A 15,628-nucleotide genomic window follows, 5' to 3' on the forward strand; every position below is an offset into this window, starting at 1 on the left:
CTGTTGCCTAAATAAACGGAACCTGACAGTTATCCAATAACTCAAATTTACATCACTAGCCTGGATAATGTTGAAACTACCCTGTGAATATCTCCGGTATTTAGGCCAGGATACAAAGGCAGCGTTAATATACAGGAATAAAATTCCTCAGCGACAGGGAAGTCATCAGCCTTGAACCCCAGAGACAAATAATATGGCTGTAAGTGCACCGGGAAGTAATGCACATGCACCTGAATTTGCCTTGCACGCATAGCGTCAAATACCGAGCGACGTTGGTGACTGTCATCTAACCGTACCATCATCAAATGACGGGCACTGAAACTGTTGCTCAACGGCTCAACCAACTTCAGGGGCAGGGATGCCAATTTCAACCTGTAGTCTGCAGCCAGCTCATTGCGTTTGGCGACAAAGGCGTCCAGCCGGGACATCTGTGACAGGCCCAGCGCGGCATGAATGTCAGTCATCCGATAGTTGAAACCCAGACCATGCTGCTCGTAATACCAGTCTCCCTCATCAGGCCGCAGCATCACTGCCGCATCTTTGGTTATGCCGTGACTGCGCAGCATCGCCATTTTTTCGGCCAGTTCAGGAGTATTGGTTGTCGCCATACCGCCTTCCGCGCTGGTGATCACTTTCACCGGATGGAAGCTGAAGACCGTGATATCCGAATAGTAACAACTGCCAAGTTTATGGTCCTGATAACTGCCGCCAATGCCGTGAGAGGCATCTTCAATCACCTGAAAGCCAAATTCTTCCGCCAGCCGGGATATCGACTGCATATCACAACTGTGCCCACACAGGTGCACCGGGATCACAACCTTGGGCAGTCTTCCCTGTTGTCGGGCAACCGCCAGTTTGTCAGCCAGCGCCTGTGGACACATATTGCCGGTAGCCGGATCTACATCGACAAAGTCTACCTGAGCGCCGCAGTAAAGGGCGCAATTGGCCGAAGCGACAAAGGTAACAGGGGAAGTCCAGACACTGTCGCCAGGCCCCACCCCCAGTGCCAGACAGGCGATATGCAGTGCTGACGTGGCGCTGTTGACCGCGACCGCAAATTCCGCCCCGCAATAGCCTGCAACGGCTTTCTCAAAAGCCGGTACGGCAGGCCCCTGGGTTAGCCAGTTTGACTGAAGTACGCTGACAACAGCATCAATATCAGCCTGATCTATGTCCTGCCTGCCGTAGGGGATCATGATATGTTGTCCAGCGCCAGAATTTCTTCTGTGCTCAAAAAGTGTGGATTGGTGCCCGAGTTATACTCATAACCATCCGGCACCGCCTTGCCATACTCACCTAATGCGTTGGTATAAAAGTCATTTTCACGGCCAAAAAACTTGATGCTCGGCGCAATGACAAAGTGATCATCGAACTCAATGGTGTGGTGGGAGTCATCGGCCGGACACATAATCTCATGCATCTTTTCACCGGGACGAATGCCAATAATGTGCTGGCGTAAGTCCGGCGCATAAGCAGAAGCCAGCTCTGTGATCCGTACCGATGGGATCTTGGGCACAAAGATTTCACCACCTTGCATTCTGGCGAAATTTTTCAAAACAAAATCAACACCATCCTGCAATGTAATCCAGAATCGGGTCATATCAGGATGGGTGATAGGCAGGCTGTCGGCACCTTCTGCAATTTTGGCCTTGAAGAAAGGCACCACACTGCCGCGACTGCCCACCACATTGCCATAGCGAACCGCGGCAAACCGTGTCTGACCTTGCCCCACCATATTATTGGCAGCGACAAACAACTTGTCTGACGCCAGCTTGGTGGCGCCATAGAGGTTAATCGGGTTGGCGGCTTTGTCGGTGGAGAGTGCAATCACCTTTTTGACGTTGTTGGCGATGGCTGCCTGAATGACGTTTTCGGCACCATTGATATTGGTCTTGATACATTCCATGGGATTGTATTCAGCCGCCGGAACCTGCTTGAGCGCTGCCGCGTGAATCACATAATCCACACCGCTGAAAGCCTGCTTAAGACGGTCACCGTCTCTGACATCACCGATAAAATATCGCATGCAGGGCGCATGATACTTCTGCTGCATTTCGAACTGTTTAAGTTCGTCTCTGGACAGAATAATCAAACGCTTGGGGTTATAACGTTCCAACAAGGTTTTGGTGTATTTTTGTCCGAATGAGCCTGTGCCACCGGTGATCAATATCGACTTGTTATCAAACATAAGCAGTCTTCCACTAGGTTGTTTTCAGCACTGTCAAAAACGTGGCAGCATGAATGTTAAAGCATACTTTATGCCAAACAATTGTCTATAAGCTTAGTCCATGATTTCAGTGGTGAAAAATTGGCTTACCGCTATGCTGACAGTGGCTAATGGGTTTATAGCGACCCAAACTGAAATATTCTGCAATGAACTGATCCCGATGGTTCAATTTTTGCTTAAACGCAGTCTCAACAGAATTGGTGAATCAAAACTGCCATATTCATGACGCTAAATGGAGAAAATATGTCACAGGCGCAATGTCAATTAATGCAATTTGATGTCAGCCCCTTCGGCGAAACCTTTCTGCCTGCCGTTAACCGCAGACAATTTGACAACCAAAATTCTGGCAAGATATTCGCCCAACAATTTGCCTCTTTGTCGCAGGAGGAAACGCTCTATATTATCATCGGGATGGACTCCGGATTACTGGCAAATTATGTGCTGGACAAACCTATCCCATCCGGCAGCAAATATATCTTTGTTGAACTGGACTATCTGCTTCCTTTGTTCAATATGGATATTCCCGATGCACTCCAGGACAACGTAAAAGTCATCACTCAGGAGCAGTTGGCGGATACTTTGACATCAGAAGGCAACGACATCTTTTTGATAAAAAATCAGTATCAGCTGCATCCATCTCTGGGCGCCAAGACAGCTTATATTGATGATTATCAACTGCTGAAAAATCAGTGCCGAAAAGTACTTGAAAAAGCTGTCTTTAACGCCCATGTCAATCTAAATCAAAACGTATTTGTACATAAACAACTTATCAACATTGCCGACAACCGATATCCGGTATCCTCTCTCAATGGTTACTTTGACAATAAAGACTGTATTTTGGTTGGTGGCGGTCCTTCATTGGATCTGCATATTGAGTGGTTAAAAGAGCATCAGCGCAATCTCTATATTTTTGCAGTATCCCGTGCAGCATCACAATTACAGCAAGCGGGTATACATGTGGACTTTGTTGTTTCCGTTGATCCTCAGGATCTCAGCTTTCTTGTCAGTAAGGAAATGCTGGAACTGCCAAACTCAACCATTTTTATCAACGCTGATCACGCTGCGCCTGCATTGGTTGGTCAGTGGCATGGAAGCCAGTTTTACAGCGGCCAGAAACTGCCATGGGAAACTGAAAATAACATTGAAACGGCAGGTCCAACCGTCAGTAATGCCGCGTTATGGATTGCCGGGCAGTTAAAATTCCATCGTATTTTGTTACTCGGCGTTGATCTGTGTTGGTCTCCCTCGGGGGTATCTCACGCGTCTGGCAGTCAAGAGGGGCAACTCGGGCCGGATATCACTAAAATTGGCGTCTGGGTCAAGACCAATACCGGTGACAACGCAGAAACAACGGTACAGCTGGCTGAAGCAATAACCTCTTTTGGTGAGCAGGTCAGGAATCTGACAAACTGCCAGGTGATTAACCTGTCCGGACAAGCAGCTCAAATTCCCGGGGTATCCCACGTCCCGCCCTTACAACTTACTGTTGAGAACATAGACAATAAGTTCGAGGTGTTGGCTGCTATCCGAGCCAAATTCCCCAATACCAACTCGAAACAGGCATTGACCAAACTCAAAACCCAGATACGCTCGATTGCCACCAAGTATCGCTTTATTGCCAAACAGGCTAAGCATGCGTTGAGTATCGCATCTAAAAGTCGTGCCAATCAGACTGAGCTCGACAATATCGAAGCAGAACTCAACAGGCACAATCAAACGCTGATGCAATTTTTGAAGTTTTTTGGATACACACATTTCAGTCACTTTTTAACTACCCGGGACAGCAGGGACTGGAGTAAGCAACAAATTCAAAAACTGAATCAGGCCTATTATAAAGCGATGGCAAACAGCGCCGATGCCCTGATAGTACTGTTTGAAGAAAGCGTTGCGCATGTTGAAGCCAGATTGGAAGAGTTGGCCAGCACGCCAGACTGGATAAAACTGCAAGAAGACTGGCTGAAGTACCACCAAAGTAAACGCCTCGAATTCATGCTCAATCAACACCATCATTTTATTGATGAATTGCAGAATGAACATCCGGACATTCTGAAACGACTGAGAGAACATCAGGCCGAGCGCAAGCAGGTCGTCTACCAAAATGACCAGAAACAGAAGATGACCCGATGGAATCTGGATGTCGCACCGACAAAAATTCACCTGCTCTATCAGGACCACAATACCCTGGGGCTGGAACAAATGATCTATGCCCTGGACAACTTCCAGATTTCCGACGAAGCCAAACAGCTCAGCGCCCGGGCTAAAAGCTATCTGTATGAAATTAACGGCGAGTATCAACAGGCGTTTGATGTGCTCGCGACGTTGCCTGAACCATGGCGCAGCGAAATCGAAAATAAACAGATGGTGCTCATGGCCATCAAAACCGGTCAATGGGCAGCGGCGGCTACCGGCCTCAGGCAACTTGCGCCCCACAGTGATGAGTATCTGCCGCAGCTCGCGCAGGTGCTCAAGATCCGCAGGGATTACGCCGGCGCCCTGGAAACCTGGCTGGAATATCTCAATAAGCACCCATCAGACAGCGCGAACTGGTGCAGGCTTGGCGAGATGCTGCTGCAGCTTGAGCAATATCAGGATGCGCTGAGCATCTATCAGCAGGCCTTACAGGCGGACCAGGACAACCTGCTTGCCCGGCAATATGTCGCTGAGCTGTCGCGGGTGTTGACACAATAATCCAGCCCGCGCTCCTCCAGCGGGTTGCGGGAGGATGGAGAATTTGGCCCCTTGCCAGTATAATGCGGGCAAATTTTTCCTCTCTTCCCGGAGCACTGCTTGAGCCATACCTATATCCCGCTGGACCAGTACAAGCGCAAATGGATTTTCAACCACAAGGATCTGCCTGTCAGCGACGATGACAAAGCCGCCATCAATCCGCTGACCGAAAAAAGTGCCATGCAGGTATGGAACAGCCTGATCAGTGACAAGTGCGCCACACCGGATAAATTCAGCAAGGGAGACTGGCCGGCCAAGCCCAAAGCCTGGAGCAAAAGTGACGACTGGCAACTGGCCTGGGACGCCGAGGATACCCAACTGCCCGTCGGGCTGGCTGGTTTCATCCAATGGCCTGACGATACTCAGGTGTATTTCTGTTATGAGAAATATCAGGTTATCGAAACCCGCTGGGATGTGTTTGTACGCAACTGGAAATGTTTTCTGTTTTTCGATGATGGCCCACTGCTGGTATCAAAAAAAGACAGACAGGCGGTGATGTTCCATCAGGACGGCACCTTCAGTATGGGCTCAAGAGGCTGAGCCTGAGCGGGAGTGATGCAGCCTGTAGCCTCACCCCGCCACTATAATTCTTATAAATTCAACAACTCAAGTATTCCACGAGGTTTTATGAAGTCCCTCTGTTCATTATCAGTGGCTGCGGCCCTGCTGTTTTCCGGCCAGACACTGGCTGCCACCGAAATCGCCGGCATAGAACTGCCCGGCTCAGTGATGATGCAGGATACCCAGCTCACCCTAAACGGCGCAGGTGTACGCAGCAAATTCTTTATGGATCTGTATGTTGGCAGCCTGTATCTGCCCACAGCCGCCCATGACCTCAAACAAGTCCTGGCCGAGCCTTCGGCGCTGGTACGGCTGAACATTACCTCAGGCCTGATTACTGCAGACAAGATGCGCGATGCCATCAACGAAGGTTTTGAGTTGGCCACAGACGGCGATATCAGCGCCATCAAGCCCCAGATCACTGAATTTATGGGACTGTTTGACGAAGCCATTCAAGAGGGTGATCAATTCAGTTTTCTGACTACGGCCAACAGTGTAACCAGCTATAAAAACGGCAAGTTGCTCAGCACTATCGAAGGCGAGGCGTTCCGCACTGCACTGCTGAGTATCTGGCTGGGCGATGACCCCGCTCAAAACAGCCTGAAGAAAGCCATGTTGGGTCACTGATCCTTAAAAAGCGAATTTGACAGCCAGGGCTGCCGCCAACTGGCTGCCAAGTTCCTGTTTCACAACACCTGCCTGCAGCTGCGAATCAAAATACCAGCCACCCGCCATATCCACAGTCCAGCTGCCGTGAGCCGTCCACGTCGCTCTGGCAAATCCCACCCACTCTTCAATTTCTGCCGCCTGTTTACCGGCTGCCGCCATCAGAAACCGCTGAGTCCGGCGAGAGCTGCCCAGTCCAAATTGCCACTCGTCCGACAGGGTATACCTCAGCTCCAATCCGGCAGGCCCACTGAATCCGGCCTGAAACGGATTGGCCAGCCGCCAGCGCTCTGCCAGTTGCCAGTTGATTGCCAGGTAAGGAACTGTGCGGACCTCATCAACATCATTCAAGTAGGCTGCGCCTATCCCCAGACTGTTACCTGACTCAAAACGATAACTTCCCGACACCACTACACCATAGGATTGGGCATCACTGCGGTTGGCCCCCTGCGCCCAGGCATACTGAAGTTTGGGCGCCAACATAAAGCTCCAGTGCTCATTTGGACTGTAACGTACAAACATGCCGGCACTGTATCGCTGGATATCCTGCCAGCCGTGGGTGTAATCAAGTGCTCTGTCGGCCTGATAATCCAGCCAGTCTGCCCCAAGGGAGACACCGGCAACCCAGTTGGGAGCCAGCCGAAATCCGGCGTCAACGTCCAGATTGGTACTTTCTCTGTCCAGCTGATTTCCCCCCGGCAGCTCAGCATTCCGGGAGCCGATTTGGCTGACGCTGATCGAAAACGGTTTCACATGGGTCGGCATCGCAGCCATTACAGATGCGGGAGCCATAACCAAAACGGCAAGCGGGATGAAGACGGAATAGCGACGTATCATAGGCTTTTTCTCAAGACTGTCTTAATAATGAAATGAATGAACACGCGGGACTGAAACTGGCATTAACTTAAAGAGCTGCAACGTGCCGGTATTTTGCCATTTTACCGCCTGACGACAAAAAAACTCTTATACGTCAATCCGTTAAATTTGGTTCACCTTTACGGTAGGCATTGAGAAACATAGTTGCGGTATCGGCCACATAACCTTCCCGCTCAAGATACAGTTCGCCTGCATCCAATCCCAATTCCAGCTTGAGTTTGAGTTCACCAAACAACATCAGACACAGGCGCACCGCCGCGTGGTGACAATTACCAAACCAGTATTCCCCCCGCTGCTGCACCTTCTCCAGATAACCGGATAACATCGCCAGAACATGGGCCGGACCGGCTTCATAAAACAGACGGGACACATCAGGGTGGGTATCAGCCTGTGACACACAGGTCTTGAACACATGCATACTTTCTGGGGAGACAATCATTTCACTGAAATGGTGGGCAAAATCTGCCAACACCTTCTCTGGGTGTGCAGCGTCGACAAACATATCTGCCTGCATCTGGTGTACCACACACTTGGATTCAATCGCTGCCACAAACAGTTCATCCTTGCTGCCAAAGTGCGCGTATACAGTCTGTTTGGAGACTCCGGCATGTCTGGCCACCTCGTCCATACTGGTATTGGGCAGTCCCTGACTGGTGAACAGCTCTATGGCACTGCTGAGAATTTGCTGGCGTTTCTTCGCACTGCGGCCGGGCCCGGCAGTTGGCGTCATAGAGCGTCTCCGAATAACAAAGCAAAACAATTTGATAACAGTTGGGCACAAAATAGACTAGACAGTCCAGTTTGGTCAAACTAGACTGACAAGTCTATTTTAACCATTTTTTAACTCTTCGTGGATGGATTGGCTGGCCATGGACATTAAACTCTCTGTCCCACTTATCACTGCCTGCGCGCTGTCACTGGCCTTACCCTTGCTAACAGGATGCGGTCAGGCAACCACCCCTGCTGCCACCGCCGCTAAGGGTGTTAGTTTACCCAGCGTCAGTACCCGTGAACTTGTCGAGGTATCCACGTACGAGCAGCGGTTAACCTTTACCGGCACAGTACGGGCCGGCAATACCACTGGACTGGCATTCGAGCTGGCCGGCAAGCTGGACACCCTGTCAGCAGACTCAGGCGATAAAGTCAGTGAAGGACAGGTGCTGGCCAGTCTGGATACTTCCCTGCTGCAGGCCGAGCTGACCGAAATCAACGCCGCACTGGCGCAGAATCAGGCGGATTTGGCGCTGGCAGAACGAACCCTTGAACGCAGTCAGCAACTGAGCAAACAAAGTTATGTCTCGGCGCAGCAACTGGATGAGATTGCCGGACAGAAACAAAGCCTGCTGGCCGCCCGGCAGCGACTGCAGGCATCCCGGCATGCCACCGAACTCAAACTGCAAAAATCAACCTTGGTAGCGCCCTTCAGTGCCACTCTGGCCAGGCGCCTGCACAATCTGGGCGAAGTACTGCCCCTTGGCAGTCCGGTGTTTACTCTGGTGCAGGACAACAACCCCAAAGCCTATATCGGCGTACCGGTGGAGATCGCCAGACAACTTGCTGCGGGTCAGCAGATGCCACTCAGGGTCGGCAAGCAAACCTTCAACACTCACATTGAAGGAATAAGCGCAGAGGTGAATCCGGTGACCCGCACGGTAGAGCTGCGACTGGCGCTGCCGACAGATGCGAGGGTATTCAACGGCGAACTGGCATACCTGCAATATCAACAAACCATAGATACCGAGGGTTTCTGGGTGCCGGTCAGCGCGCTGACCGATGGCGTGCGCGGCCGCTGGAATATTTATGTGCTGCGCAGTCAGGGAGAGAAACAGGTGATTGAGCGGCGGGATATCGACATCCTTTACACCGATGACCAACAGGCATTTGTCCGTGGCGCCCTGAATCAGGGGGAACAATATATCAGTCAGGGCCTGCACAAGCTGGTCGCAGGCCAGCAGGTTAATCCAGTCAATCCGGTCGCAGCGAGGTAATCATGATCCGCTCCCTGATTGAAAATGGTCGCCTGGCCAGCCTGATCATCGCCCTGTTGCTGGTTGCCGGTCTTGGCGCCATCAACACCTTGCCCAGAATGGAAGATCCGGAAATCACCAACCGCTTCGCGTCTGTAATAACCCATTATCCCGGCGCATCGGCCGAGCGGGTTGAAGTACTGGTGACCGAAGTACTGGAGCAGCAGTTGCGCCGGCTGGAGGAGCTGAAGCTGGTGCAGTCCACTTCCCGGCCGGGGATTTCAGTTATTCAGCTGGAGCTCAAAGACGAGATTGTCGACACCGATCCCGTCTGGTCCAGAGCCAGAGATCTGGTCAACGACAGCCAGTATCTGCTGCCTGCTCCGGCGCAAAATACCATAGTCAATGACAGATTCGGCTTCGCCAACACCCTGATTCTGGGACTGAGCTGGCAAGGTGAAGGTCCTGGTGCCACCGATATTCTCAACCGCTATGCCATTGAGCTGCAAAATCGCCTGCGGTTGTTACCAGGCACCGACTTTGCCCTGTTGGTGGGAGCCCCTCAGGAAGAAATACTGGTTGAGCTTGATGGCGTCAAAGTCAATCAACTTGGGCTGACACCAGCGACCGTTGCGGCCTTACTGGAAAAGGCCGACACCAAGATCAGTGCCGGCGAGTTGATGAATCAACAGTTCAGGGCACTCATCGAAGTATCCGGTGAGCTGGACTCACTCACCCGTATCCGCCAGGTGCCACTGAAAATCGATGCCTCCGGTCAGGTTATCCGGTTAGGTGATGTCGCAAGCGTCAACCGCCAGGTCAGGACTCCGGCAGACAGTCTGGCACTGATCCACGGTGAGCAGGGAATACTGGTGTCTGCCAGGATGCTGAGCAATACCCGGGTTGATCTGTGGCAGCAGCAGGTCAGCAAGTCTCTTGAAGGTTTTGCAACCAACCTGCCGGCCAATATCAAAGTCGAGTGGTTATTTGAACAGGAAAGCTACACCCATGTTCGCCTGGCTGAATTGATGCAGAGTCTGCTGCTGGGGTTTGTGCTGATCCTGGTGGTACTGATGCTGACGCTGGGGCTGAAGAATGCCTTGGTGGTTGCGATATCCCTGCCACTGACGGCACTGTTTACCCTCGCCTGCATGAAGTTTGTCGGTCTGCCTATCCATCAGATGTCCATTACCGGTTTGGTGGTCGCCCTGGGGATTATGGTGGATAATGCCATCGTGATTGTGGATGCCATCGCCCAGCGCCGCCGCGAAGGACAAAGCCCGGTCGATGCGGTTACCGCGACCCTCAAACACCTGTGGCTACCACTGGCAGGCTCGACCATCACCACCATGCTGGCGTTTGCACCTATTGTGCTGATGCCGGGCGCAGCCGGAGAATTTGTCGGTGGCATTGCCATCTCGGTGATGTTTGCACTGCTGGGGTCCTACCTCATTTCCCACACCCTGGTGGCCGGCATGGCCGGGCGCTTTGCCAGCTGTGCCAATCATCATCGCTGGTATGAATCAGGCATTGAGTTGCCGTCGCTCGCCAGAGCCTATCGTGCCAGTCTGCAGTTTGCCCTGAAGCGGCCACTGTTGTCTGCTGTCATCATAGGCTTGCTGCCACTGTCCGGGTTCTGGGCCGCCGGTCAGTTGACCGAGCAGTTCTTCCCCCCATCCGACAGAAACATGTTCCAGATTGAGGTGTTCCTTGCGCCTCAATCCAGCCTGGACAATACCCTGTCGGTGGTCCGGCAGATGCAGCAACGACTCCAGGGACACCAGCAAATAGACAGAGCTGACTGGATGGTGGGCGGTAACTTCCCCTCCTTTTATTACAACATGACCCAGCGCCAGCAGGGAGCTGCCAACTATGCCCAGGCCATGGTGAAGGTCAGGGATTTCGATACGGCCAATCAACTGATCCCGCAGTTACAGCTGGAGCTGGATAATGCGTTCCCCGAGGCGCAGGTACTGGTACGCAAACTCGAGCAGGGCCCGCCATTCAATGCCCCGGTGGAAGTTCGGGTATATGGTCCCAATCTGGATGTGTTGACTGAGCTTGGCGATCAGGTACGGGCAGTTCTGGCCTCTGCGCCGAACGTGATTCAGACCCGCAGCACGCTGAGCGCCGGTGCGCCCAAGGTCTGGTTTCAGGTGGATGAAGACGCCAGTCTGGCCAGCGGGCTGTCGTTGACCGACATCGCCAATCAAATCCAGATGTCGACTACCGGCCTCACCGGTGGCAGTATCCTTGAGCAGACCCAATCCCTGCCGATCAGAGTCCGGCTCGCAGAGGAGCAACGCACCCAGGCCAGCCGCCTCAGTGAAATCATGCTGATCTCCTCCAGCGGCGCAGGTATTCCGCTGTCTGCACTGAGCGACAATGAGATCCAGGTCAGTCGGGGAGCGATTCCGCGGCGCAATGGTGAGCGGGTCAATACCATTGAAGCCTACATCACCGCCGATATTCTGCCCGCAGCAGTGCTGCAGGCCGTCAAACCACAACTGGCAGGCCTGGCGATCCCGGCCGGATACCATGTGGAAATTGGTGGAGAAAGCGCCAAACGGGATGAGGCGGTAGGCAACCTGATGTCCAATATTGTGCTGGTCATCACCGCGCTACTGACCACTCTGGTGCTGTCATTCAACTCATTCCGCTTAACCGGCATTATCCTGCTCAGCGCCGTGCAATCGGCTGGCCTTGGCCTGCTGATGGTTTACCTGTTCGGATATCCCTTCGGATTTACGGTAATTATTGGCTTATTGGGGCTGATGGGACTGGCGATTAACGCTGCGATTGTGATTCTGGCGGAACTGGAAGATACCCCGGATGCCCGGCTGGGCGATCCGGATTTGATTACTGCCACCGTGGCCACCTGTGGCCGTCATATCGGTTCTACCACTATTACCACGGTCGGGGGCTTTCTGCCGCTGATCCTGGCCGGAGGCGGTTTCTGGCCCCCCTTTGCCATTGCCATCGCCGGGGGAACCCTGCTCACGACACTGCTGTCACTGATCTGGGTGCCCGTGATGTATCGCCTGTGGATGAAGCCGGCAGGCAGGGCAATGGTTTCAGCCGCCGCTTAAGCTGAGTGCGCGGCCAGCATCTCGTGGAGTTCGTCTTTGAGCTCCACCCGCTCCGCTTTCATCGCCAGAAAACGCGAATCAGTGGTTGGAACGCCGTTTAATTCAAGGGTACGGATTTCTTTGTCCAGTTCGTGGTATCGGCGGGACTTGTGGGCAAAGTGTTCGTTGGATTGGGTAAGCTGATGGATAAGATCGGTAAATTCAGGGAAATCATGGGTCAGTGAGTGGTTTTCTCCCAACATGGCACGCTCCTTATATCGTCTGAAAAATACTCAATCATGCTAGCAGGGAATTTCCCAACTCCCTAGCCTCTGACGGCAAATTAATACCGGGTTACCGCTCACTTCATACTTTTGATAATTTCTTCAACAAGTTGGCATAATTTTAGCCAATTTGAGACAAAACAGGAGTGCCTGAGCACTCCTGTCAATCGGCTAAATTCAGCGCTTAGCCTCACTGTCACTGGATGCCTGCCACAGGGCGTTGATTATCCCAAAACAGCAGGCCAGCAGAATGCCCAGAACCCAAATGATGTACCACATAGTGCTGCGCTCCCAATCAATATAGTGATGTCTTGTTGTCTTCAACGAACTGCCGGTTCAACCGACCGAACATTTTGGTATAGGTCCAGATGGTGTAACCCAGCACGATGGGAACCAGGATCAGTGCAACCCAGGTCATCACATTCAGCGTCAATTGGCTGGCCGTCGCATCCCACAGGGTCAGGCTGACATTGGGCTCAATGGACGATGGCATCACGAAGGGGAACATGGCGCTGCCGCAGGTCAGGATCACTCCGGTCACAGCCAGCGAACTGCACAGAAATGCCCAGCCAGAATGACGCAAACGGTTAAACACCACTGTCAGCAAAGGCATGATAAGCCCCAGTGCCGGGAACAGCATGGTAAAAGGATATTTGTCATAGTTGGCCAACCAGGCGCCGGCAACCACGGCAACCGTTTTACCGGCTGGATTTGAGGGTGCGGCAGTATCAATCACCGAGGTCACCACATAGCCATGAATGACAGTGGCAATCCACACACCGGCCAGCGCGAACAGCAGGACCATCAGCAGCGCGGCAATATTCCCGGCTCTGGCGGCACGCTGACGCAGTTCACCTTCGGTTTTCATCTGCAGCCAGCTGGCACCGTGCATCACAAACATGGTGACACACAACAGCCCTGACAACAGTCCGAAGGGGTTGAGTAGTCCCAGCAGATTGCCTTCGTAATAGGATCTTAAAAAGCTGTCGAAGCGGAAAGGCACACCTTTAAGCAGATTGCCAAATGCCACACCGATAATCAGCGGCGGGATAAGGCTGCCGGCAAACAGTGCCCAGTCCCAGGCTTTACGCCATTTTGAACTCTCAATCTTGGAGCGATAGTCAAACCCCACAGGCCGCAGGAACAATGCCAGCAATACCAGCACCATAGCCACATAAAAACCTGAGAAAGACACCGCATACACTGTTGGCCAGGCGGCAAACAGCGCGCCACCGGCGGTGATCAGCCACACCTGATTGCCATCCCAGTGTGGGGCAATCGTATTAATCATCAGTCGTTTGTCAGTATCGTCATGGGCGAGCACCGGTAACAGCATGCCGACCCCCATATCGAATCCGTCGGTGACGGCAAACCCGATAAACAACACACCCATCAGGCCCCACCAAACGAGCCTCAGTAATTCATAGTCAAACATACTTATTCCTCTCAGGCCTGCAGGGTTTCAAAGTGATAACGTCCGGTCTTGAGACTGCTGGGGCCAAGACGTGCAAAGCGGAACATCAGGAACAGTTCAATCACCAGGAATACGGCATAAAACAGGGTGATGGCACCAATGCTGAACCACAGATCGGCAACAGACAGACCAGAAGCGGACATGGCAGTAGGCAGCACGTCATAAATGGTCCATGGCTGACGACCCAGTTCGGCAAGGAACCAGCCGCTTTCAATGGCAAGCCAGGGTAAAGGCAGTGCAAACACGAACAGCTTCATCAGCCAGTGTTTCCGCTCCAGACAGGGTTTGATACACACGGCAAGTGCGGCAATCATCACCAGCATCAGTGCCATACCGGCGCCAATCATGATGCGGAAACTCCAGTACAGCGGCGCCACAGGAGGAATAGTATCGCGGGCGGCAGCGGCAATCTGGGCATCCGTCGCATCCACCACCTTGTCGGTATAAGCCTTCAGCAGCAGTCCATATCCCAAATCATGTTTACCGGCTTCAAATTTGGCACGGGTCTCGGCGCTGGTGTCCCCTTCACGGATTTTTTCAAGCTGCTCATAAGCCTGCATACCGTTACGAATGCGCTGCTCGTTACCGGCAGTGAGTGACTTGATACCTTCAACCTGAGTATCCAGACTGCGGGTAGCGATAAGGCCCAGTGCATAAGGCACTTTCACCGCCATACTGGTGGTTTGGGTTGCATCATCCGGGAAGCCAAACAGCAACATACCGGCAGGAGCAGGCTCGGTTGTCCACTCAGCTTCCATCGCCGCCAGCTTGGTAGGCTGCACTTTGCCAATCTGATAACCGGATTCATCACCCAGTACCAGCGTCATCACGATTGCGGCAGTGCCAAAGGCGGCGGCAATCGCAAAGGAGCGGCGGGCAAACAACAGATCGCGTTTGTTGATGATGTAATAAGCACTGATCGCCAGCACAAACATGGCACCGGCCACGTAACCTGATGCTACAGTGTGAACGAACTTGGTCTGGGCGATGGGATTGAACACCACATCACTGAAGCTGGTCATCTCCATGCGCATGGTGTGGTCATCAAACACGGCACCAACCGGATTTTGCATCCAGCCGTTGGCAACCAGGATCCACAGCGCCGACAGATTGGTGCCAAGCGCCACCAACCAGGTGACCGCCAGATGCTGCAACTTGCTGAATCTGTCCCAGCCGAAAAAGAACATGCCCACCATGGTGGACTCGAGGAAAAATGCCATCAGGGCTTCAATAGCCAATGGCGCACCGAAAATGTCGCCGACATAATGGGAATAGTAAGACCAGTTGGTACCAAACTGAAACTCCATCGCCAGACCTGTGGTCACACCGATGGCAAAGTTGATACCGAACAGCTTGCCCCAAAAGCGGGTCATATCCTTGTACAATTGATCGCCGGTCATCACATACAGGGTTTCCATGATAGCCAGCAAAAATACCAACCCCAATGTCAGGGGGACAAACAGGAAATGGTACATGGCAGTCAACGCAAACTGCAGGCGCGACAAATCTACAACCTGATCCAGGATCATGATTTACTCCATCAATACCAATTGAATGGCAAATGAGGCCGCCAGGGCGGGATCAAAGACTCCATTCAATTTGCATATAAGTCTGTGGGATCCCCTATGGGTGATCAGGATTCACCCTACGTCCGGGGACATTGATGCGGTAAAGCGCGGGCTGATGTTCGATAAAAATCACCAAACAGCATTGCCGCCAAAGGAAAGTGACCGGAACATCTGCCGTTACAAATTGTCACACCCGAAGAGGCACACAAA

General features: G+C 52.6%; 13 protein-coding genes. 5 read left to right on the forward strand and 8 right to left on the reverse strand.

From position 1 onward, the window contains the following. Positions 1 to 47: 47 nt before the first annotated feature. Both pseC and pseB read right to left on the reverse strand, forming a co-directional pair. On the reverse strand, positions 48 to 1,196 hold the full coding sequence (gene pseC, locus ACRRUX_RS09415) for a UDP-4-amino-4,6-dideoxy-N-acetyl-beta-L-altrosamine transaminase (RefSeq protein WP_432529524.1): 1,149 nt from the start codon (positions 1,194 to 1,196) through the stop codon (positions 48 to 50). Beyond that, a complete protein-coding gene (gene pseB / locus ACRRUX_RS09420) occupies positions 1,193 to 2,188 on the reverse strand; it encodes a UDP-N-acetylglucosamine 4,6-dehydratase (inverting) (RefSeq protein WP_432529526.1) in 996 nt (331 codons plus the stop codon). The genes pseC and pseB overlap by 4 nt, the downstream gene beginning before the upstream one ends. A 282-nt stretch (positions 2,189 to 2,470) precedes the next feature. Between pseB and ACRRUX_RS09425 the strand changes: the two genes are divergently transcribed. From ACRRUX_RS09425 to ACRRUX_RS09435, 3 genes are all read left to right on the forward strand, one after another. Next, entirely contained in the window at positions 2,471 to 4,915 is a 2,445-nt protein-coding gene (locus ACRRUX_RS09425; RefSeq protein ID WP_432529528.1) for a 6-hydroxymethylpterin diphosphokinase MptE-like protein, read from the forward strand. Between the two features lie 99 nt (positions 4,916 to 5,014). Next, positions 5,015 to 5,494 carry a DUF2947 domain-containing protein gene (locus tag ACRRUX_RS09430; protein ID WP_432529530.1) on the forward strand — a complete coding sequence of 160 codons (480 nt, stop codon included), beginning with the start codon at positions 5,015 to 5,017 and terminating at the stop codon, positions 5,492 to 5,494. Between the two features lie 87 nt (positions 5,495 to 5,581). Continuing rightward, positions 5,582 to 6,142: a chalcone isomerase family protein gene (locus ACRRUX_RS09435; protein ID WP_432529532.1), complete on the forward strand. Its 561-nt coding sequence runs from the start codon at positions 5,582 to 5,584 to the stop codon at positions 6,140 to 6,142. A gap of 3 nt (positions 6,143 to 6,145) precedes the next feature. On the opposite strand, the gene ACRRUX_RS09440 is transcribed toward ACRRUX_RS09435, so the two are convergent. Together ACRRUX_RS09440 and ACRRUX_RS09445 are read right to left on the reverse strand one after the other, a co-directional pair. Then, entirely contained in the window at positions 6,146 to 6,955 is an 810-nt protein-coding gene (locus tag ACRRUX_RS09440; RefSeq protein ID WP_432529534.1) for an autotransporter outer membrane beta-barrel domain-containing protein, read from the reverse strand. Positions 6,956 to 7,151: 196 nt separating this feature from the next. Continuing rightward, positions 7,152 to 7,787 carry a TetR/AcrR family transcriptional regulator gene (locus ACRRUX_RS09445; RefSeq protein WP_432529536.1) on the reverse strand — a complete coding sequence of 212 codons (636 nt, stop codon included), beginning with the start codon at positions 7,785 to 7,787 and terminating at the stop codon, positions 7,152 to 7,154. Between the two features lie 139 nt (positions 7,788 to 7,926). Here ACRRUX_RS09445 and ACRRUX_RS09450 point away from each other — a divergent pair, with 139 nt between their 5' ends. After that, entirely contained in the window at positions 7,927 to 9,045 is a 1,119-nt protein-coding gene (locus tag ACRRUX_RS09450) for an efflux RND transporter periplasmic adaptor subunit (protein WP_432529538.1), read from the forward strand. A gap of 2 nt (positions 9,046 to 9,047) precedes the next feature. After that, positions 9,048 to 12,113, forward strand: a complete 3,066-nt coding sequence (locus ACRRUX_RS09455; protein WP_432529540.1) for an efflux RND transporter permease subunit — start codon at positions 9,048 to 9,050, stop codon at positions 12,111 to 12,113. Here ACRRUX_RS09455 and ACRRUX_RS09460 read toward each other — a convergent pair. The 4 genes from ACRRUX_RS09460 to ACRRUX_RS09475 form a co-directional block, all read right to left on the reverse strand. After that, positions 12,110 to 12,355 carry a YdcH family protein gene (locus ACRRUX_RS09460; RefSeq protein ID WP_432529542.1) on the reverse strand — a complete coding sequence of 82 codons (246 nt, stop codon included), beginning with the start codon at positions 12,353 to 12,355 and terminating at the stop codon, positions 12,110 to 12,112. The two genes, ACRRUX_RS09455 and ACRRUX_RS09460, sit on opposite strands and share 4 nt — an antisense overlap. 198 nt (positions 12,356 to 12,553) lie before the next feature. Beyond that, positions 12,554 to 12,655 carry a cytochrome bd-I oxidase subunit CydX gene (cydX, locus tag ACRRUX_RS09465; protein WP_432529544.1) on the reverse strand — a complete coding sequence of 34 codons (102 nt, stop codon included), beginning with the start codon at positions 12,653 to 12,655 and terminating at the stop codon, positions 12,554 to 12,556. 16 nt (positions 12,656 to 12,671) lie between these two features. Beyond that, positions 12,672 to 13,811: a cytochrome d ubiquinol oxidase subunit II gene (cydB, locus tag ACRRUX_RS09470; protein WP_432529546.1), complete on the reverse strand. Its 1,140-nt coding sequence runs from the start codon at positions 13,809 to 13,811 to the stop codon at positions 12,672 to 12,674. Between the two features lie 11 nt (positions 13,812 to 13,822). Continuing rightward, a complete protein-coding gene (locus tag ACRRUX_RS09475) occupies positions 13,823 to 15,379 on the reverse strand; it encodes a cytochrome ubiquinol oxidase subunit I (RefSeq protein ID WP_432529548.1) in 1,557 nt (518 codons plus the stop codon). Between the last annotated feature and the right edge of the window lie 249 nt (positions 15,380 to 15,628).

Source organism: Shewanella sp. GXUN23E (assembly GCF_050865035.1).
Classification (GTDB): Bacteria; Pseudomonadota; Gammaproteobacteria; order Enterobacterales; family Shewanellaceae; genus Shewanella.